The following is a 20,901-nucleotide window of genomic DNA, read 5'->3' on the forward strand; positions in this document are numbered from 1 at the left end:
CGAGAGGGCCGGCTTATTTCAAGGAGGGAATATGAAAAGGGTAATATTGTTATCGGCTCTTTTAAGCTCTTCCATCTTCGCCGGCCAGGAACTGGACATGCTGCCTGTTGCCGACAATGCACTTCTGGACGGGAGCAGGGGCATGGCCAACTTGATTGATCAGGATAATATAACAGGCCAGGGAGGGGTGATAGCAGGGAACGATATATCTAACTCAATAGTGTTGACGGGAGCTAACAATATATCAGCCGGGGCTTTATCGGGGTCCAATGGTATTATTATGATTAGCCTGTCATCGGGTAATAATAACATTACCAATATGAGTACCTCCGTTAACATAGTGTCGGCCAGATAATATGAAAAAACTACTATTACTTTTGGTTCTGTTTCCAGTGGTAAGTTTTGCTATAAACTTGCCGGGAGCTGGAGGGGGGCATTTTAGGGTGCCGGTCAAGAGCTTTGGTGAGATTAAGTTTGGTGAGATAGTTAAGCAGCAGTATGACTTTAGCTGTGGTTCTGCTGCCTTGGCTTCTTTACTGACTCATCATTATGGTATGCCATTTACCGAAGCAATGATTTTTGAGGAGATGTTCAAGTTTGGTGACAAGAAGAAAATAGAAGAAAAAGGCTTTTCCATGCTGGATATGAAGCACTTTTTGGCGAGGAGAGGGCTTAAGTCCGAAGGTTATCAATTGACAAGAGATAATTTGACCAAGCTGGGAATGCCGTCGATAGCTCTGGTTAACTACAATGGTTATAATCATTTTGTGGTTGTCAAAGGCGTGAAGGATGACAAGGTTCTTATCGGTGATCCCTCCATAGGGTTACATATAATGGATGGCGATAAGTTTGATGAAAGCAGTAATGGCATCTTTCTCTTTATCAGAGATAATACTGAAGTTGCCAAAGCGAGCTTTAATCAGAGAGAGGATTGGGAACATTCAGCACCTAGTGCACCGTCGAGAATGGCGCTTATGCAGCGGCTGCCTCATCTTACGGACTTGATGTTACCATCCGAGTTCGATTACTGAATGTCACAATTTAGTGGGGTAATAATTATGAAATGGCTGATAGTCTCAGTGCTGCTTATTCCTGCTATAGCCTTTTCGAAAAGTTATGACGTTTCACTTGAAAATACGCCTGCCTTATCGGAAAGCATATTGGAACAGCAACGAGGCGGTTTCTCCTTGCCAGGTGTAAATTATTCAATTGGTCTTAAAATGGAGGCGTTGGTTAATGGGCAGAGCGTTTTTTTCAGCAATCTTTTTAACATGGATAGAAACAGCCCTCATCCTGCGGTAATAGCAGATGTGGCTGGGGTTAAAGGCTTGAATATTGTCCCGTTAAATGGCCGGGGGCAGTTGGGTTTTATAGTGGATAATGCCGCAAACAATGTCAGAACCGACGTTAAGTTGCACATAGATATAGTGACACCAATAAATATCAAGGCTTATCAAGACGGCCTGAGAGCATCAAGCAGGCTTAGGGATGCGGTGAGAATGGGAGGCTATTGATTTTGCAATTAAACATACAAATCCAGCAAGATAGGTACGATTCTTGCTGGATTTTTTATGCATAGGACTCATTCATCTTTGTTTTAGTTATGCATAATTATCGCGCAATGGTAATTGTTTGATTTTACAGTGTTTGTTTTTTCTTCATTTTGCCTGTCGTATTTTATCGGTTCTGCTCTATAGTTTTGTTCTATAGTGATAAGTATCATTGGATGATGCGGGTGGTGCAAGATGGCCTTAGAAAGGGAGATCCTAGTTCTTCAGTATTCTTCTAGCCTGCGCGTATCAGGCATTCAGCATCCAGACTGGACCCTCGTCAGACATCAAAATCTGGACGCTGCAGGGGGGTACCTTGATAGCTCAGAAGTATCGATTGGTATTATTGATTGCAGCGAACTCGAGCAGCCTGATACAAAATTGGAATGCTGGTTAGAACGCTACAAGGGAGTATCCTGGATTGCAGTTCTCTCTAAAAATCAGCTTCTTAAACAAGAGTGGCAGTTCTTCGTTGCTAGGCACTGTTACGATTATCACACGGCTCCAGTATTGGAAGATAAGCTGTTTATTACAGTAGGGCGAGCTTATGGCGTGACAAGCCTTAAAAAAAAATTGAGCTTGTCATTTCATCGAGGGGAAGTGATAGGGCGGCATGAACATTTCAAGCAATCCTTATTACAGCTCTACCACCATACTGCGGGTATTATTACCTTGTCAGGGGAAAGCGGGACAGGTAAGCGTCTGCTGGTTAAAAGCTGGGCGAACTTTAATGGACTGCGGTTTTTAGAAGTTAGTTCAAGCAGCCATGAATCAAATGACTATATATCTCAGCTGGATGGCTTGCTTTATGGTGGGTTGAATGAGTCTGCCTGCATTATGGTTGCTGGTGTCGAATGCTTGCCACAAGATGTACAAATGCATATCTGTGCTTCATCTTTAGAGTTAAAAGGCAGGCGTGAGTTTGTTTTTTGCTGTGGCTTGCCTATTGATGAAGTGGACGGGTGCGGCTTGTTTGACTCTGAGTTCTTAATGCTGTTGAAGAGTAACTGGATAAGCATACCACCACTAAGAAATCGGGGCCAGGATAGCGTTCTAATAGCAAGGTATTATCTTTACAAGTTGAGTCGAGAGCAAAATAAAATAATATTAGGATTTTCGCATGGTGCCGAACAGGCCATCATAAAGTATGACTGGCCGGGTAATGTCACCGAGCTTATCGAAAAAATTGTTGCTGGAGTATCTTCTTGTGAGGGAAGGTATTTAAGTGCGGATCTAATGGGGTTGGAAGACAAGCGAACTCCAGAGCAATGCGCTAATTTGAGTTTAAGGCAGGCAAGGGAGGAGGCTGAAGCACTCGCGATAAAGAAAGCACTTAATCTGGTGTCGGATCGTCCAGGCAGGGCCGCCGAATTGCTTTGTATTTCCAGGGCTTCGTTACATCGATTGATAGCAAGATATGGAATCAGGAGATAACTATGAAAAAAAGGATAATATCAGCCGGCTTGCTGCTCTCTGTGATGGGTGCTGCTCAGGCGCAAGATAGACAAGTCGTTGACACCGTAGCCAGTTCCCTTGCCACTCAAGGGTTAATGACCCCCAAAGGTCGTTTCGAAATTGAGCCTACTTTCAGCTATTCACAAAACACCTCTAATCGCATCTCTATTCTGGGTTTTACTCAAGTGCCGGCGCTGCTGGTCGGGATTATAGAGGCGGAAGATGCCGACCTGACCACTTTTACCTGGGCGCTGGCGGCTCGTTACGGGCTGACCAACCGCATTGAGCTGGAGCTAAGGGCTCCCTTTGTATATCGACACGACAGTATTACTAAAAGACCGTTAGGCTCATCCAATAATCCTGAAAAGTTCACATCTGATGGTGGCGGGCTGGGAGACATCGAAGCAGCAATACGCTACCAGTTTAACCTGGAATCGGCGCCCTTCTGGATTGGTGGGTTAAGAATCAAGTCGGATACCGGTGAATCGGCATTTGATCAAGAAGTCGACGCAAATGGGATATTCAAGGATCCGCCAACCGGCTCTGGTGCCTGGTCATTTGAACCCAGCCTGACCATGATCTACCCCCTGGATCCGGCTGTGCTATTTGCCACCGGTGGCTATACCTGGAATATGGAAGCGGATGCCGGGATAGACATTGATCCTAATGATGGTGATAACCTGGCCAATGACAAGTATACCTTGGGGGACAGCTTCTTCCTGGGAATGGGGATGGGCTTTGCCGTCAACGAACGATTGTCCTTCAGCCTGGGGGTTAACCACAGAACCGTGTTTGAATCGGAGATAAATGGTAGAAAAACCGGAGAGGTGCTGCAGTTGGACAGCCTGACCACAGGCTTTTCTCTGGCACTTAGCGAAAATTCATCGGTTAACATGAGCCTGCAGGCCGGTTTGACCGAAGATGCCCCGGATGTGCAGCTGAATTTCGGCATGCCCATCATGTTTTAAGATGATGGCTGAATCACAGCCATGACCAGATAAAACAAGGGCCGGATAACCGGCCCTTGTTGTCTGTTCTTCCTTTCTTACCGAGATCTACCGAGGTTTGTTCGGGTGGTTGGGGTAGCTTTCGCTGCCCAGCAGCTTGCCGTCGACTTCGGTACCGTAATAGCTCTTGCCACCGTGGAATTGCTCGCGGGTCTGGGCAATGTCGCCATTGTTACGCGGATCTTGCGGGCGTTCATGGGTATCCAGGTACATGGCAACATCCCAGGCTTGCTGATCGGTCAGCTTGCCGGGTTGGCCGAGCGGCATATTGCTTTTAATGAAATAGGCAGCCGTATTCACCCGCTGCATGCCGGCACCCCAGTTATAGGTGTCCGGTCCCCACAGTGGCGGGAAGACATAACGCTCGTTAACCATTTGTCCTTCGCCGTTGGCGCCATGACACACCGAACATTCCTGTTCGTATACCGCTTTGCCACGAGCGATGTCCGGGGCCTGCTCCGGTTCGTCCAGTTTGGGATAACCACGGCCGGGTAGTGCTGGCTCTTTGCTGCCACCCGCCTCCAGGTAGGCTTGCATAAAGGGGAAGTCGTCCCGCTTGCCGCCTTTGAGTAGTTCGGCATCTGAGGGCACCGGCATGGCTGCGGCCTCAAAGCCTTCACCGCTCAGGGTGCCTTGCGCCAGCCAGTAAGCATAGGCAGACAGGTCAACCAGTACCGGATCGTCCGCTGGTGGCGGAGTCCCGTTCATGGAATACAGGAAACAGCCCTGAATTCGCTCCTGGTAAGAGTTGATCTTGTTGTTTTTCTTGCGAAATGCCGGGTAGCTCATGTAGGCGGCCCACAGTGGCGCGGCATTCTCTTTTTTACCTGCATCCATGTGGCAATTGACGCAATTAAGGCCATTACCCACAAACTCGGGTGCCAGCGACTGGGTATTCACGAAATACTCATAGCCACGCACTACTTTTTCACCCAGCTCACCTTCAGGCAACTGGCTCCAGTTTGGTGGCAACGGATACTCGCCCACCGCCTTGCCTACCGGCAGTTCATCCTGAATGGCCAGCTTGCCGACATTGGCGGCATAAGCGTTACTCGCGGCAGCCAGCGACAAACCAAGCCATAGTGTAGAAGAAAGTTTGATCATTATTTAGCCTCCACGCTGGCAAAGTAATTGGCAACGGCAGTCATTTCTTCCGCGGTCAGTTTTTTTGCCACATGCCCCATCAAGCCGTTGCTGTCGTCGCTGCGCGAACCGTCCTGCCAGGCCTTTAACTGGCTTTCAATATAGTCGGCATGCTGGCCGGCAAGGGGAGGGAAGGTTTCGCCAACTCCCACCCCTTCCGGACCATGACAGGCCACGCAGCTCGGCAAGTCACGTTGCCAGTCACCCAGGTAAGCCAGCCTTTCACCGAGTTCGGTCATGTCTTGTGGCTGCTTTTCACCACGAAACGCAGGGTCTGCGGGCAGTTCGAGTGGCAGGCTGGCAAACCACTCGCTGGTCGCCTTGATACCCGCTTCGTCCAGGGCCATGGCCATGGGTCTCATGATGGCATTATTACGCTCACCGGATTTAAAGAGGGCCAGTTGAGCGGCCAGATAGGTGGCAGGCATACCCGCAATAGAGGGGGCCAGGTTTGCCATACCCAGGCCCGTTGCCTGATGACAGCTGACACAGAGTGCGGCCTGTGGGGGCATGTCGGCCGTAGCCGGCAATGCATTGATAGCCAGGGCACTGGCTAAGAATACGAGTCTTTTCATGGTTATTATCCTGAGGCTATGCTTGCGACCGTATTCTAGAAGTGTGCCGACCGGGGGGATATACGTACTTACCACATAAGCTTGGCAGACTTGATCTGCGGCATACATTTCAGAAATAAAATATTCACATCAGTTGTGAAAAGGGCGGGGTTATTGCTCTCGCCACTGTAGCCAGAGCCGGGTATCCAGCTCTAACTGATGGTAATCGGGCTCCATGTGGCAACACAGCTGATAAAACGCCTTGTTATGATCTTTCTCTTTAAAGTGGGCAAGCTCGTGTACCACTATCATGCGGAGAAACTCGGGCGGTGCAGCCTTGAACAGGCTGGCAACCGTGATGCTGTTGTGGGCTTTTAACTTGCTGCCCTGTACTCGAGACTGATAGGTATGCACGCCCAGGGCATGCTTGAGTACCTTGAGCTTGCTGTCGTAACGCACCTGGCTAAGCGGACCACTTTTGCGCAGATACTGGTTTTTAAGCTCATTCACATAACCATATAGTGCTTTATCACTTTGGACTTCATGAACCTGGGGATATTTGCGATCAAGATAGGCCCCCAGTTTGCCGCTGTGGATAAGCTCGGCGGCCTGGGCCTGAATGGACGCCGGGTAGCCGGCGAGGTATTTAAGATCTGTCACATGTACTCGCTGTTTAAAACGGGGATGCTAACCAAGCTGTAAGTGGCTCAGTATAACAGGTGTGGATCTGCCGTCATTCCCGCGAAGGCGGGAATCCAGGACTTGTGGTGCAGAACTGTCAGCCTGCGTGGCGCCTGCAAAGGCACTGGACCCCCGTCCCCGCCTACGCGAGGATGACGTTCCTTCGCGAGGGTGACGATAAAGGCAAACCAGCACTAAAATCCACATCAGTTATAAGAGATTGCTTAAGCTAGATTAAGCAGCTGTTGTGAATGAGCTTGCGCCGCTTTGCCGTATACGCCGGCAATGACCTGATTTCTCAGTTGCATCTGGCCGCTGGCATCTTTGGCGGTGGGCGTGTCGGTGGCAATGTCCGTTTGCGATTTGACCGTGGTGGGCTTTTCGGCCCTCGACAGGCCATCTTTACCCGGCGCTGCTGCCTGCTGCAGCTCGGCACGGGCTTCAATAATGAGTTGCTCGGCACGGGCGGCGGCATTTTTATCCGCCTGTGAGGGTTCGGCGGGGGCCAGTGCCGCCGCTTTCACCTGCTGCATTTTCTCTATGGTGGCCACGGGGTCGCCGGCAACGGGAGAGAGATCGACCGATACTTTCCCCTCTACGGCATACTGTTTGCCATCGGGGCCAGTTTCATACTGGTAGCTGGGCGCTCCTGTGTGTTGGCCACCTACACTGGCATGTTGTTGCTCATGTACCCGTACTTCCCGATCCCGTTGTTGTAGCTGCAGCAGCGCCTCCTGTTGCTCGGGAGTCAGCTCTTTGCCCGCTGCATTTTTCTTCGTTGAAGCGGCTATCTCCTCATCTGTTTCTGTTGCAGCCGATTCGCTGGTCTGGTCATCATCCTTGTGGGCCGCACCATCCGTCTTACCCTGGCGATTATACAACTCGGGTACATCGGATTGTTCGGATGAGCTAAAGCTGTCTGTTGCCGATTGCCCGGTGGCGGCTTGTTCTGTGGTGACCACGGGTTCGATACGTGGGCGCTGCTCGTTATCCTGCTGGATCTGGCTGGCAGCCACTGGCTGGGTAAAGGTAGAGAGATCCTGAATGGGACGAGAGATGTGCATATTACACCCGAATATCAATTAAGGTGCCGAGCATATCATCGGCAGTCTTGATGCTGTGCACGTTGGCCTGCGCATGCAGTTCGGCTTGTTGCAGCTGAACAAGGCCGTCGGCGGTGGTTTTTTTACTGGCATCCACAAACTGATCCGGATTGACCTCGGCACCGGTGCTCGACTGATTGGCAAGGGCATTAATATTTTGCCGGCTGATGTTCAGTGACGCATCGGTCACGCTGTCCGCCGAGCGTTGATAGCCTTGCAAACCCGCAGCAAAGGCAGATTGAATATTCATGCAGCATCCTCACAAGAATCCCTTGAGTATGGCCAATTATTGACCATAACGGACACAATTGAAAGCGAGCCTGATTATCTTTAGTGCCGTAATGGACAGTCAATACCAGAGCCTGGTAACCGGCAATCAGAGAACAGCCGGCTGAGCTATCTGTGCCAGGCAAATAAAAAGACCGCCATGGCGGTCTTTTATTATGATCTTGTTCAGGCAGGTAGCAGCGTTATTTTGCCCACTCGGCCATGCCTTGATCTTGCCGTTTACGGCGCGGCCAGAGGCCGATAATCACCTGCCAGGTCACTGCCAGCGCGCCTATGATAAACACCACATCACCAAAGGTACGCACCCAGCGTAAGGTTTGCAGCAAGCCTTGCTGCATAAAGCTTTCGCTGCGGGCATACCACAGACCCTCGCTGGCGCTGGCGACAAACTGGATAATGCCAACCGGTAGCAAGCTGGTGAATAACATCAGTATCAGACCACCATTCAACCACCAGAAACCGGTTTTCATCAGCGTCTCGTTAAACACCATATTGGGGCGAATATAACGCAACACCATCAGCGTGAAGCCCAGGGCCAGAAAGCCATACACACCAAACAGGGCGGCATGGGCGTGCGCTGCGGTCGTGTTCAACCCCTGGATATAATAGAGCGCGATGGGCGGGTTGATCATAAAGCCCAGTACACCGGCACCCAACATGTTCCAGAAGGCGACGGCCACAAAGAACATCAAAGGCCACTTTACCTTTTCCATCCAGGGGGCGCTCTTCTTCAAGCTCCAGTTTTCCCAGGCTTCATAGCCCATCACCACTAATGGTACGACTTCCAGCGCACTAAAGGTGGCACCCACCGCCATGACCGGCGTGGTCGTACCCGAGAAGTACATGTGATGGAAGGTACCAGGTACGCCACCGACCAAAAACAGCGAGGCAGAAGCCAGACTGGCCGTGGTGGCCATACGCTTGGAGATCAAACCCATGTTATAGAAGATAAAGGCCAGGGCGACGGCGGCAAACACTTCAAAGAAGCCCTCTACCCACAAGTGCACTATCCACCAGCGCCAGTATTCCATGACTGAAATATGGGTACGTTCACCGTAGAAGAAACCGGCACCATAAAACAGGCCAATGGCGATAACGGAGGCGGTTAACAAGATCAGCATGTGCTTGTCGCCAGGCTGGCGTAATGCCGGAACCATGCCGCGCAACATCAATACCAGCCACAGCACCAGGCCAATAAACTTGCCTATCTGCCACAGCCGACCCAGGTCCACGTATTCATAGCCCTGATGACCCAACCAGAAGTTCAGGTTAGGCGGCATGATTTGCGCGATGGCCAGGTAGTTACCCGCGAAGCTACCGACGACCACGGCGATCAGGGCCCAGAACAGGATATCGACACCGAGTTTCTGGAACTTGGGATCTTTACCGCCATTGATGAGGGGCGCAAGAAACAGGCCCGCCGCCAGGAAGCCGGTGGCAATCCAGAACAAGGCGCTTTGCAAGTGCCAGGTACGCAGCAGGCTGTAGGGGAACCATTTAGACAGCTCGAAGCCGTAAAAATGCTGACCTTCTACCGTGTAGTGCGCGGTGGCACCCCCCATCAAAATTTGGAAAGTGAACAGCGCCACCACCAAAAACAGGTATTTGCCCAACGACTTTTGTGACGGCGTCAGTTTGAAGGTGGTTAAGGGATCTTGAACCGGGGCGGCTGGCGCTTTTTTGTCTTCGTTACGCAAGAAGGCCCAGGCCCAGATAAAGCCGCCAACACCGGCCACCAGTAACACTATACTGATCAACGACCACACCACGTTTTCTGCGCTGGGTTTGTTGTCAATGAGCGGCTCGGGTGGCCAGTTGTTGGTATAAGTGGCTTCCCCCGGAGTACGTTCGGTACCGGCCGTCCAGGCGGTCCAGAAGAAAAAATTGGTCATGGCGGTGCGCCGTTCGGCGCTAGGCAGCGTATTTTCCTTCATGGCAAAGCTTTGGCGTGAGCTCTGATACGCGGGATCGTTACCAAACAAGCTATGGTAATACGCGGCGGTATTGGCCATGGCGGCGGCTCGACGATCCGACACCACCAACACATCCGTGCTGCTGTTATAGGTATTGGTGCGATATTCTTTTTTCAGACGACTGTTCAGCACGGCTTGCTGATCGTCGTTCAAGTCCGCGTAAGCTTGACCATACTCATCGACGCTGGCTAATTCCAGCCAGGCGATTAGCTCACGGTGTAACCAGTCGGCAGTCCAGTCCGGCGCCTGATAGGCCCCGTGACCATAAACAGAGCCCAACTGCATGCCACCGACGGATTGCCATGCGGTTTGACCATCCAGAATACCTTCTTTGGTGGTGAGCAGGGTGCCACTTTCGGTGACCACCTGGGCCGGAATGGGCGGTGCGGTTCGATACACTTCTCGGCCAAAGTAGCCGAGCACGGCAAAGCTAAAAGTCAGAACGATGATTAATATCGTCCATAGGCGCCGATAATTAGCCATGGCTCACCTCCCGGTGTGCGTTAATTGACGTTGGAACATCCTTTTCAAACAAGATGTCGCTTTTTAGGTAAGGTGTTGAGTGAGGTCGTGTTTGCTCTTCCTTGTGCATATGGCTTTCCCGTTGCTGACGCATTGCGTCCAGGTCAATCGCGGGGGCCGACGGGCAAAGGGTATCGAATCCCCTCTACCCGGTGGGCCCGTTGCCGCAACTCTACCTACGGCTACCGGTAAACCACATGATATCGATCAATAATATGGTCGATAGGCTGGTCGATAAGTTGGTCGATATCGGCCTTGACCCGGCTGGTGTGTCCTGGCTTATAGGGTTACAGAATGGTGAACTTCAGCATTTGGGCGAAGAGATACAGAGCAGGGAGGGGGATGCGTAATAGGCAGCCACTGGCAGCCAGCTACACGACAGCGTGCGGAATGGTTATGGTCAGGTAGGTTTTTATCGCCGACTGTCGGTCTGTCCAGTGCCTATTCCACCACTACGAGCACGAAACCGTGAGGTACTGGTGTGGGCGGGGCATTCGCTGAAACTTCATCGTACTCGCTGTTATATTGTTCTCTTCCCCCTTCACTTTGAACCTTTGCAAACACTCACACCACCAACACCGGGCACTTGGCGGCACTGGTGACGCGGTGCGACACACTGCCCAGTAGTATGCCGTCTTTGTCGCTGTGGGTGCCGCGGGTGCCTACTACTATGAGATCGGCTTCCTTCTCACTGGCAAACTTTACTATGACTCTCGAAGGACGTCCGCTTCTGACAAACCCGCGGACATGAGTCGCTCCCTGTTGCCAGGCGTGCTCTTTGGCGTGAATGACCACTTCTTTCGCGTAGTCAGACAATACCCTGTCGGGGATGTCCATACCCACCGGCCGGCCAATAGACAGGCTGGCCTCAAACAGGCTGTGATGCTTGTAAACACAGATCAGGTAAATCTCGACATTAGGCAGCAGAGCCTGCAGTTGCACCGCCTTGTTTAGCGCCCTCAATGACAAGGCTGAGCCATCGACGGCCACGACTATTTTATTAAACACGCGGTTCTCCTTCTATCGGCTGTACGCTTTAATACCAATTACAGTAAAGTTCTGCTCCTCTTTGCGCCTGAGTACCAGAGGCACCACAGCCACCTCCCACGACACGCCATGAACTCATCCTTGAGGGCTCGGGAAATGCCCTCCATGGCATTTCACGGTCGTGGGAGGCGATCTCTGCTGCCTCTTCTCAAGCACCGAGTTGCCTGTAGACAGCACGGACAGGCAACTCCGTAGCATCAAGGAGGATAAAGGGATCTTCTCCGCCGACCATCACATGACAGGGACGTCATGTGCTGAGCGTCACAGGGATGTGCTTGTAGCGGGTCGGTGGAGGAGACCCTTTGTCCGACATTTATAGAGCAGAAATAGATCTGCTATTTAATCAGTTTGGTATAAGCCGTACGCTGTAAGTCAAAAAAGACGGTGTTTGTCTTTAACGTAAGGCGTAAGGCTTACCGCGATATTTTGTTACAGCGCCTAGTCGGGAAAAGCCAAATCACGCAAGAAGAGGGCTATTTCCGGGAAGGCAATAATCAAGCCTGCCGCCGTCACCAGCATGAAAATAAAGGGCGGCGTCCCCCGTATTACATCCATGTAGGGACGTTTGAAAATGGCGATGGCGGTAAAAATATCGCAGCCAAAGGGCGGGGTAGCCGAGCCAATGGCCACCTGTAACGTGATTAACACCCCCACCAACACAGGATCCAGGCCGGTTGCCTGAATAGCCGGGGCAAAAATGGGGGTTAACACCAGAATGACCACTATGGGATCGACAAACATACAGGCAATAAAGAAGGCCACGCAAATGGCGACCAGGACGCCGACCGGGCCAGCCTGGTTGACGCCTACCGACTCCAGAATAGCTTGTGGTACCTGTGCAAACGACAGTATCCAGGAAAAGCCGTTACCCGCCGCCACCAGAATAAAGACCACGGCGGTGATCAGGCCTGTGGACTTGGCGATGCGATAGATTGCGGGCAACTTGAGCGAGCGAAACACCACAAATTCGAGCAAGAAAGCGTACAGCACACACACGGCGGCGGCTTCGGTGGGGCTGAAAATCCCCCCATAAATACCGCCGACAATAATCACCGGGAAGAACAGCGGCCACAGTGCCCTTCGTGCCGCATTAAAGCGTTCTGGCCAGCTGGCTTTCGGCTCGGTGGGCACCTGATTCTTATGAGCGTAATATAAACAATACAGCGAAAACATCACCAGAATAAGCAACCCCGGGCCTATGCCGGCAATAAACAGCTCGGCAATCGAGGTCTTGGAAATAACGCCATAGATAATCATGCCGATGCTGGGCGGGATCAAAAACGCAATATCACTGGCGTTGATGATCAGCGCCAGTGTAAAGGAGTCGGAATAGCCCGCTTTAAGCATTTTGGGGCGCAGCGGTGAGCCTACCGCCACCACGGTAGCCTGAGTTGAGCCGGAGACCGCGCCAAACAAGGTACAGGAAGTGGCGGTGCTGATGGCCAGCCCGCCTTTGATGTGGCCGATAAAGGCCATCACCATATTGATGAGGCGATCGGCTGACTGACCGCGAGTCATGATGTCGGCGGCCAGAATAAACATGGGCACGGCAATCAGCGAGGCAGGACGGATGCCGGCCATCATTTGCTGTATAAAGGTGCCCATTTGGCCGAAGCCGTCAAACATCATTACAAAGCCAACCACGGAGGCGGTGATCAGCGGTATCATCATGGGAAAGCCCAACAACAGCAGCCCAATCATGATGGCCATTAATAGAGTTGCCATGGTTTATGCCTTTTTTATTTTTATGGGAGTCAGACTTGTTAACTTCATGCCGGATCAGACCTCGGTTTCGGTATCCGTATAGCCATCCATTACACCGGTAGATAAATACACATCCGGGCTGGTGAAGTTTTTAACGGCGGTGAGCCAGTACTGAATACCGGTAATGGCAAACCCGACCGGTGCCCACAGGTAAATCCACCAAATTTCAAAGCCCAGCGCCGGCAAAATGCGACCACGACTGTAGAGGGCTTCTATATAGCCGTAGGCGTGATAACTAAGAAAGAACATGATGGCGCCGGTAAACAGGGCGATGAATACCATCAATACTTTTCTTGCTTTGGCTGGCAGGGAGTCGTATAGCGCAGACATGCGAATATGGCGGCCATGGCGGGCGGCATAGCCCAGGCCGGCAAAGGTAATAAAGATAATTAACACCCGGTTGATTTCGCCGGAAAAAAAGAAGCCTTCGCCAAACACAAAGCGGGCGATCACATTGGCACAGGTGTTGATGGCCATCAGCAACACGCCCGCAGCCAGCATCACGGCTTCGGTGCGGGCTATCCATTCGTCGATAATGCCGAGCACGCCGGGCAAACCCGAGGTATAAGAGGGGATATCGTCGTCCAGTTCAGGAACAGGCTCAGACATAGTGTTACTCCAAGACTAGGTTTGCCGGCCGAGGCTGGTTGTATCAGCCCGGCCGCAAGTCCCAAGCCCTGAAGCCATAACAGCCCCAGGGCTGGAGTGAAAAGAAAGCCCCGCCTGTGGGTGGGGCATGAACAAGCCAGTATTACAATGTGTCAAGATCCTGTTTGAACTGTTCTAGTAGCGCCTTGCCACTGTCGCCGGCCATCTCAATGAACTTCTCTTCTACCTGTGGGGCACGGGCTTTAAAGGCGCCAATCTGTTCATCCGTCAAGCGAGTAACGGTGACGTCTTTGCTGCTGTCGGTAATTTTTTTCAGTGAACGATCGGCCAGTCCGTCTATGTGTTGCAGAATCTCCTCGAAGGCGTAATCGGCCGCCTTGTGTACCAGCTGCTGATCGTCATCAGACAAGCCGTTATAGAAGTCCTGGTTGGCCATCATGGCGGTAGTAAACCAGCCGTGCCCGGTAAAAATCAGGTTGGGAGACACTTCATACAGCTTGCCCGACTCAATCCAGAAGATGGGATTTTCGTGCCCCTGGATCATGTTGGTTTGCAGTGCTCCATAGACTTCACCCCAGGGGAGCGGAGTGGGGGTGGCGCCAAAGGCGGAATAGGTTTCCGACAATAGCGGGTTGGTCATGACGCGGATTTTCTTGTTGTTCAGCTCTTCCGGCGTGGTGGCTTTTTCATCCAGGGTGATCACCATCTCACCTTCGGGATACATGGTCAGCAGCTCCAGGCCTTTTTCTGCATACAGCTTGGGAAAATCTTCGTTGATGGCCTTGCTTTCGCGGAAGAACTTCACGACCGAGCTCATGTCGGTGGGCATCAGGTAGGGAATAAAAAAGATTTGCGCTTCGGGGATGAGGGAGCCGGTAAAGCCGGGAGACTGGTTAACGAAGTTGAGAATGCCGGCCTGGGTTTGCTCCATGATGTCGTCGGATTCGCCCAGTTCACCAAAGCGATACACCTGCAGGGTGTGATCCGAGTTTTCCTCGATGTATTCCTTGAATTTATAGGCATATACATCTTGCACGTCGCCCGCATACTCTTCATGAGCGTAGCGCCAATTAGCGGCCTGAGCAGCAGTACAGGTGAATAGTGCCAGCGCGGATAAACCAGTGAGTTGCTTTAACGTTCGCTTTAAACTGTATGGCTTGTTCATTAATTAATCCCCATTGTTTCGTGCTCTAACGTCATTGTTATGTGCCAGACTGGCAAAAGAAATCCCATGACGCAAGGGTTTGCTGTCATTAAGTCTTGATTATTGCTGGCTATCGACTTTTAAATATACTTATCTGGTGGTTTTTTATTCTTTTTGTTTATTTTTTAACGATTTGTTTATTGTTGGTGGTTTATTTTTGTAATAAACGGTAATCAGCACAAAATCGGGTTGAATAAGGTGTGATATAGGCGTGACTGCAATAATATGTTTATATCACTAATGATTGTTGGCGTTGGTGGGGGTTGGTAGAGATGGCGATCAGGCTGAATGAGGCAAGCGTGTTGCCTCATGGTGATATTGGCAGTGGGCTGCCAGATCAAGCGTCAGTGTGCGGGGTTAGAAGTGGTAGTTCAGCACCACAGCCGTCAGGGTTTGGGTGGCATCGCCTGCCTGACTGACGATGGGACTGTCCTTGGCATCACCGCTCAGGTGGGTGATGCCGGCCAGGCCGGTAACTGACCAGTCGGGGGCAAAGCGATAGCTAATGTGGCCGCTTAATCCCAGCCGCCAGTAGCCCTGGTCGGCTTGATAGCGAGCCAAGCCACTGCGAGCCGCATCGCGCGCGGAGACATCAAACATACCCTGCGTCCACTCTTTGCTGCTGTAAACCAGGCTGGGGCCAAAGCCGGCGTACCAGTCTGGGGCAATCTGGCTGCGCCATCCCGCCCGCATCGTAATTTGATAGCCGTCTAGATCACCGCCGAGCGGGGTTTCGGCTTGCAGGCTGTAACGCCAGTGGTCGGGTTGATAGCTGAGTCGTATGCCGCCGGTCACGCCGGCATCAACTTTCTGGAAGTCGCTTAGGTCGCCGGTGTTATCGCGCCCCAGGTGGTAGCCGATAAAAGGGGAAAGGGTCCAGTCTGGCTGCTGATATAAATTCCAGCCGAGGCCGTCTCGCGCATTCAGATAAAACAGCTCACCATATTTTATGTTGAGATCGGGTAATACCCGACTTTTGTAATCATCACTGCCCAGATAGTCGGGAGCGACCATAACGCCGGCACCTATAGTGCCACTCCAGGGAGTCTGCGCCATGGCCGGGGCGGCCAGCAGGGGAGTCAGGGCGACCAAAGAATAGATAAATGAACGCGACATAAAACGGCTATCCTCTCTTATTGTTAATGGTTAATAAGCCACACCTGTCCCTGGTCGCTCCGGTAAATACCGAGCGGGCGTGTTTATGGGTGCAAAACTGAATGCCAACCGTTTCCAGATTGAAACGCATGGCTGTCGGAGTGAGCTTAGCATGGTGGCGATGGCGTGGATGGTTGCGACCGCCCGTTATGGGCGCCGATAAGTTGACTATATTGAGATTGTCTACGGCAGGGAGGGAGCGGGATGTCAGTCAGCCTGAAGCGAGCGTACGACGCGGCCAGTCCCCAGGATGGTTACCGTGTGCTGGTCGATAAACTATGGCCAAGAGGAGTCAGCAAAGCAGAGGCCAGGCTGGATGACTGGCTGAAAGAGGTGGCTCCCAGTGATGAGTTGCGCAGCGCCTTCCATCACGAGCAGCTGGCGTGGGACGACTTTCGTCGCCGTTATTTAAGTGAACTAAAGCAGCATAGAGAAACATTGCGCGAGCTGGCGCAGCTGGCGAATGAACGCAAAGTCACTCTGGTGTACAGCGCCAAAGATGAACGGCACAATAATGCGGTGGTGCTGAAACACTATCTGGCGATGCTGGGGGATAAACAAGTAAGGGGTAAGTCGTGAAGGGTTAGGCGCAAAAACATTGAATCTGCAGGCGGTGGTTATTCTTCACTCCTCACCCCTCACTCCTAGCGCCCAATAAAAAAACCCAGCCATGGGCTGGGTTTTGTACGGGCAGTCTTAAAACGGACCTGTGTTTACTGGGCTGAAAGCGCCTGGTTCAGTGTCGCGCTGGGGCGCATCACTTTCTCGAGGGCTGCAGCGTCGATGTGATAATAACCTTCTAGCCCTGCGGGCTGGCCCTGAACCGCTTCCAGTTCGGCCAGGATCTTCTCTTCGTGGTTCGCCAGCGTTTCAGCCAGTGGTGCGAAGTGAGCGGCCAGTTCGGCATCCTCGTCCTGGGCGGCCAGTTGCTGAGCCCAGTACAGGCTGAGGTAGAAGTGGCTGCCGCGGTTGTCGAGTTCGCCCGCTTTGCGTGAGGGCGACTTGCCGTTATCCAGCAGCAACTCGGTGGCCTTGTCCAGACACTTGGCCAGTATCTTGGCCTTGGCGTTCCCTTCTTTGATGCCCAGCTCTTCCAGTGACACCGCCAGGGCGAGAAACTCGCCTAGCGAGTCCCAACGCAGGTGGTTTTCTTCCAGCAGCTGTTGTACGTGCTTGGGCGCAGAGCCACCGGCACCGGTTTCGTACATGCCGCCACCGGCCAGCATGGGCACGATGGACAGCATTTTGGCCGAAGTACCCAGTTCCAGAATGGGGAACAAGTCGGTGAGGTAGTCACGCAGCACGTTACCGGTGACGGAAATGGTATCCTGGCCGCGCTTGATACGCTCCATCGAGAAGCGAATGGCTTCGTTGTAAGACATGATCTGAATATCCAGGCCGTTCAAATCATGCTCTTGCAGGTAGGCTTCCACTTTTTTACGCAGCTCACGGTCGTGGGCACGCTCGGCATCCAGCCAGAATACCGCAGGGGTATTGGACTGACGTGCACGGGTAACGGCCAGCTTGACCCAGTCGCGAACGGCGGCGTCCTTGGTTTGACAGGCGCGCCAGATATCGCCTTGTTCAACGGCATGTTGCATCAGTACCTTGCCGCTTTCGTCGACGACACGCATGATGCCATCTTCCGACAGTTCAAAGGTCTTGTCGTGAGAGCCGTATTCTTCGGCTTTCATCGCCATCAGGCCCACGTTGGGTACAGTCCCCATGGTGCGAGGATCGAAGGCACCGTTGGTTTTGCAGAAGTTGATCACTTCCTGATAGATGCGCGCATAAGTACTCTCGGGCATGACGGCCTTGGTGTCTTTTTGCTTGCCGTCGCGACCCCACATCTGACCCGAGTTACGGATCATGGCGGGCATGGAGGCATCAACAATCACGTCGCTGGGCACGTGCAGGTTGGTAATGCCTTTCACCGAGTCGACCATGGCCATTTCGGGGCGGCTCTCGTAGCAGTCGTGGATCGCCTGCTCGATTTCATCCTGGGTCGACTGTGGCAGAGTTTTAATTTTTTCCAGTACGCTGCTCATGCCGTTATTGGGGTTCACACCCAGTTCGTCGAACAGGTCGCCGTACTTCTCGAATACATCGCGGTAGAAGACTTTAACCGCATGGCCAAAGACGATGGGGTGAGACACCTTCATCATGGTGGCCTTGACGTGCAAAGACCACATCACACCGTTTTCTTTACAATCTTGCAGTGTCTGTTCAAAAAAGTCAGACAGTGCCTTGGCGCTCATGAACATGCCATCCAGCACTTCACCGGCCTGCAGTGGCAGTGACTTTTTAACCCGTACCTGGCCGGCGCTATCGACGAACTCGATGCGGACCGTCTGGTCCTTCTCTATGGTGACCGACTGCTCGCTGGAGAAGAAGTCGCCGCCCTGCATGTAATCGGCATGAGAGCGGGAAGCCTTGCTCCAGGCTCCCATGGAGTGAGGGTACTTGCGTACAAATGCCTTCACCGCAGTCGGGGCACGACGATCCGAGTTGCCCTGGCGTAATACGGGGTTAACGGCACTGCCCAGAATGCGGGAGTAGCGTTCGGCTGCCGACTTTTCTTCGTCGGTTTTTGCTTCTTCCGGCAAATCGGGAATGGCAAAACCCTGGGCCTGCAGCTCGGCAATACAGGCTCTTAGCTGGGGCACAGAGGCACTGATGTTGGGCAGCTTGATGATGTTGGCACTCGGATCCAGGGTGAGCTCACCCAGCTCACTCAGGCCGTCTGCCACGCGTTGCTCTTCACTCAGCAGCTCGGGAAATGCGGCCAGAACACGACCGGCCAGGGAAATGTCGCTGAGAGTCACCTTGATGCCGGCCGCACTCACAAAAGTGCGCACTATGGGCAGCAAAGAGTAAGTGGCCAAGGCGGGAGCTTCGTCGGTTAAGGTATAGACTATAGTGGGTTCTTTGGTGGTCATTATTTCGCTTTTTCCCTGTTTGATAATTTGGGACGCAACGGCTTGATATGATCCCCGGCATCGCTTGCCAGTGACGCTGACCGGGGCCGCTGCAGTAAATACTCGGCACCATTGTATGACAGATGCCCCCCAAGACTTAAGTGACTTAAGTCAATTCTGTGGTTTCAAACCCGTAATCACGGCCGGGTATGAGGTGTTATACCCGATATCGGCACCATTTGCCGGTTATAGGTCGCTGGTCGCGGTGGCCAAGTCCGGGGTGGCGTCGGCCACGCAGACGCGGTCTCTGCCGTTGTGCTTGGCTTCGTACAGCAGGGTATCAGCCCGTTGCGTGAGGGTTTCGGCGTTGTCGTTCGGTCGCGCCTGGGCAACACCGGCACTGACGGTGATACTGCCCACCTCGGTAAAGTGATGATGGCGAAGCTTTTCCAGTAACAGCTGCGCCAGCAGGGTCGCCTGCTCCTGAGTGGTCTCAAAGCAGAGTATCAGAAACTCTTCTCCGCCCCAGCGACAAATAATATCGGATTTACGCAGGTTGTCTTTTAGCAGTCGGCTGCATTCCACCAGCACCTTGTCTCCCGTCAGGTGGCCATATTGGTCGTTAATCTGCTTGAAATGATCAATATCCATCATGATGACCGAGAGCGGATGCTGATAACGCTGGGCGCGCTCCAAATCTGTTGCCAGGGTTGAATTCAAGCCGTGGCGATTGGTCAGCTGGGTGAGTGCATCGGTTTGCGCCATGATATTCAGCTGTTTGTTCACGGCACCCAGGCGGCGCATCCAGAACAGGCTGGTGCCGATAACCGCCAGCAGCAATAGACCCAAACCATAGGCCAGGGTGTGGTCGGTGACGACTTCCGACACCACTTGCAGGTTCAGGTGCCTGTCCATCACCTGTTGTCGCTCCTGCTCGCTGATGGCGAATATGCCGCGATTAAGAATATTGCGCAGTGTGAGTTCCGACTTGAGTACGCCGATGCGCAGCTGATTCTCATACCCGGGGATCTGGCCCGATACCTTGAGGTTGTACCAGCCGGCCCGCTTGATGGTGTGTGCGGCGACCACCAGGGAGCGCAGCGTCAGATCCGCTTTGCCATCCGCCACCAGTTGCACGGCTTCTGTTTCGGTATCGGTATCAATAATGGTCAGATTGGGAAAGTCCCGGGCAAACAGCTCCGCCATGGCGGTGCCGCGCTGCAGGGCAATGGAGTGATTTTCCAAGCTGGCCAGATCGGAAATAAACGGATGGTCTTCCCGGGTAATCAAGACATTGGGGTCTTCCAGCAGGGGATCGGTAAAAATAAGCCACTGCTCGCGCTCCGGTGTCTGGTTGAGTGCACTCAAGGCCAGGCATTGTCCGCTTTGTGAGGCCGCCAGGCTCTCTTCCCAGCTGGTGGTGGGGTACAGCTGGATTTGCAACCCCGTCTTTTCTCTCACCAGGGCCAGCAAGTCGGCAACAATACCGACATGATTTTGATGCTGGTCTATCGCCTCAAAGGGTAACCAGTCGGGATCGACACAAACAGGCACGACGGGGTGCGCACTAACATAGGCCTTGTCGGTCAGGGTCAGCGCGACCTGAAGGGGGGCGGCTGATAACGGCGGGCTTCCGAGTAATAACAAGAGCAGCATTGGCCACAAGGCATGGCCTGTTAACCCCAGTATCCTGGAAAAATACCGTTTGACGGCAACAACAAAGACTGAGTCCATTTCTGATCTCATGCAATGGTTATCAGACTATCATGGCGTCTTGGCTGTCAGAGAGCAATCCTTGCCCTCGATATTCTGCAGTCACACTGTCAGGGGAACTCGAACGGTCACCCGATGCGGGTGAGGGTTGCCTGTATCTCGCTGATACAGACAACCACTCAAGGTGTGGTCAACAAAGACCCACATCACTCTCG

19 protein-coding genes are annotated in these 20,901 nt (G+C 52.7%); 6 read left to right on the forward strand and 13 right to left on the reverse strand.

Going from position 1 to position 20,901, the window contains the following annotated elements; genetic code table 11:
• Positions 1–31: 31 nt before the first annotated feature.
• The 5 genes from ACN0VL_RS06780 (at position 32) to ACN0VL_RS06800 (ending at position 3,973) form a co-directional block, all read left to right on the forward strand.
• Positions 32–355: a hypothetical protein gene (locus ACN0VL_RS06780; protein WP_417615768.1), complete on the forward strand. Its 324-nt coding sequence runs from the start codon at positions 32–34 to the stop codon at positions 353–355.
• Between the two features lies 1 nt (position 356).
• Entirely contained in the window at positions 357–1,031 is a 675-nt protein-coding gene (locus ACN0VL_RS06785; RefSeq protein ID WP_417615770.1) for a C39 family peptidase, read from the forward strand.
• A gap of 27 nt (positions 1,032–1,058) precedes the next feature.
• Complete coding sequence (locus ACN0VL_RS06790; protein ID WP_417615772.1) at positions 1,059–1,514, forward strand: hypothetical protein; 456 nt, start codon at positions 1,059–1,061, stop codon at positions 1,512–1,514.
• A 231-nt stretch (positions 1,515–1,745) separates the two neighbouring features.
• Complete coding sequence (locus ACN0VL_RS06795; RefSeq protein WP_417615774.1) at positions 1,746–2,984, forward strand: VpsR-related response regulator; 1,239 nt, start codon at positions 1,746–1,748, stop codon at positions 2,982–2,984.
• 2 nt (positions 2,985–2,986) lie between these two features.
• Positions 2,987–3,973 (forward strand): transporter, encoded by a 987-nt coding sequence (locus ACN0VL_RS06800; protein WP_417615775.1) that lies wholly within the window; start codon positions 2,987–2,989, stop codon positions 3,971–3,973.
• A gap of 87 nt (positions 3,974–4,060) precedes the next feature.
• Here ACN0VL_RS06800 and ACN0VL_RS06805 read toward each other — a convergent pair whose 3' ends face one another.
• The 11 genes from ACN0VL_RS06805 to ACN0VL_RS06855 all read right to left on the reverse strand — a co-directional run bounded on the left by ACN0VL_RS06805 (position 4,061) and on the right by ACN0VL_RS06855 (position 16,016).
• Entirely contained in the window at positions 4,061–5,116 is a 1,056-nt protein-coding gene (locus ACN0VL_RS06805) for a c-type cytochrome (protein ID WP_417615777.1), read from the reverse strand.
• Positions 5,116–5,730 carry a c-type cytochrome gene (locus tag ACN0VL_RS06810; RefSeq protein WP_417615779.1) on the reverse strand — a complete coding sequence of 205 codons (615 nt, stop codon included), beginning with the start codon at positions 5,728–5,730 and terminating at the stop codon, positions 5,116–5,118. The genes ACN0VL_RS06805 and ACN0VL_RS06810 overlap by 1 nt, the downstream gene beginning before the upstream one ends.
• Positions 5,731–5,880: 150 nt before the next feature.
• On the reverse strand, positions 5,881–6,369 hold the full coding sequence (locus ACN0VL_RS06815; RefSeq protein WP_417615781.1) for a YgjP-like metallopeptidase domain-containing protein: 489 nt from the start codon (positions 6,367–6,369) through the stop codon (positions 5,881–5,883).
• 245 nt (positions 6,370–6,614) lie between these two features.
• Positions 6,615–7,454, reverse strand: a complete 840-nt coding sequence (locus ACN0VL_RS06820) for a putative metalloprotease CJM1_0395 family protein (RefSeq protein WP_417615783.1) — start codon at positions 7,452–7,454, stop codon at positions 6,615–6,617.
• 1 nt (position 7,455) lies between these two features.
• Positions 7,456–7,743 (reverse strand): flagellar biosynthesis protein FlgE, encoded by a 288-nt coding sequence (locus ACN0VL_RS06825; protein ID WP_417615785.1) that lies wholly within the window; start codon positions 7,741–7,743, stop codon positions 7,456–7,458.
• A 220-nt stretch (positions 7,744–7,963) separates the two neighbouring features.
• Positions 7,964–10,237, reverse strand: a complete 2,274-nt coding sequence (locus tag ACN0VL_RS06830; RefSeq protein WP_417615787.1) for a nitric-oxide reductase large subunit — start codon at positions 10,235–10,237, stop codon at positions 7,964–7,966.
• Between the two features lie 603 nt (positions 10,238–10,840).
• Positions 10,841–11,284 carry a universal stress protein gene (locus ACN0VL_RS06835; RefSeq protein ID WP_417615789.1) on the reverse strand — a complete coding sequence of 148 codons (444 nt, stop codon included), beginning with the start codon at positions 11,282–11,284 and terminating at the stop codon, positions 10,841–10,843.
• Between the two features lie 477 nt (positions 11,285–11,761).
• Entirely contained in the window at positions 11,762–13,048 is a 1,287-nt protein-coding gene (locus ACN0VL_RS06840) for a TRAP transporter large permease (protein ID WP_417615791.1), read from the reverse strand.
• A gap of 54 nt (positions 13,049–13,102) precedes the next feature.
• On the reverse strand, positions 13,103–13,696 hold the full coding sequence (locus ACN0VL_RS06845) for a TRAP transporter small permease (protein WP_417615793.1): 594 nt from the start codon (positions 13,694–13,696) through the stop codon (positions 13,103–13,105).
• 142 nt (positions 13,697–13,838) lie between these two features.
• Positions 13,839–14,861: a TRAP transporter substrate-binding protein DctP gene (gene dctP / locus ACN0VL_RS06850; RefSeq protein ID WP_417615795.1), complete on the reverse strand. Its 1,023-nt coding sequence runs from the start codon at positions 14,859–14,861 to the stop codon at positions 13,839–13,841.
• Between the two features lie 396 nt (positions 14,862–15,257).
• Positions 15,258–16,016, reverse strand: coding sequence for a MipA/OmpV family protein (locus ACN0VL_RS06855; RefSeq protein WP_417615797.1), 759 nt, complete (start codon positions 16,014–16,016; stop codon positions 15,258–15,260).
• A 243-nt stretch (positions 16,017–16,259) separates the two neighbouring features.
• Here ACN0VL_RS06855 and ACN0VL_RS06860 point away from each other — a divergent pair, with 243 nt between their 5' ends.
• Positions 16,260–16,634, forward strand: coding sequence for a DUF488 domain-containing protein (locus ACN0VL_RS06860; protein WP_417615799.1), 375 nt, complete (start codon positions 16,260–16,262; stop codon positions 16,632–16,634).
• Between the two features lie 134 nt (positions 16,635–16,768).
• Here the strand turns inward: ACN0VL_RS06860 and ACN0VL_RS06865 are convergent, their stop codons facing one another.
• Together ACN0VL_RS06865 and ACN0VL_RS06870 are read right to left on the reverse strand one after the other, a co-directional pair.
• Entirely contained in the window at positions 16,769–18,994 is a 2,226-nt protein-coding gene (locus ACN0VL_RS06865; RefSeq protein WP_417615801.1) for an NADP-dependent isocitrate dehydrogenase, read from the reverse strand.
• Positions 18,995–19,219: 225 nt separating this feature from the next.
• A complete protein-coding gene (locus tag ACN0VL_RS06870) occupies positions 19,220–20,707 on the reverse strand; it encodes a diguanylate cyclase (protein WP_417615803.1) in 1,488 nt (495 codons plus the stop codon).
• Positions 20,708–20,901: the final 194 nt, after the last annotated feature.

Origin of the sequence: Oceanisphaera sp., from assembly GCF_048268965.1 — a bacterium.
GTDB lineage: Bacteria > Pseudomonadota > Gammaproteobacteria > Enterobacterales > Aeromonadaceae > Oceanimonas.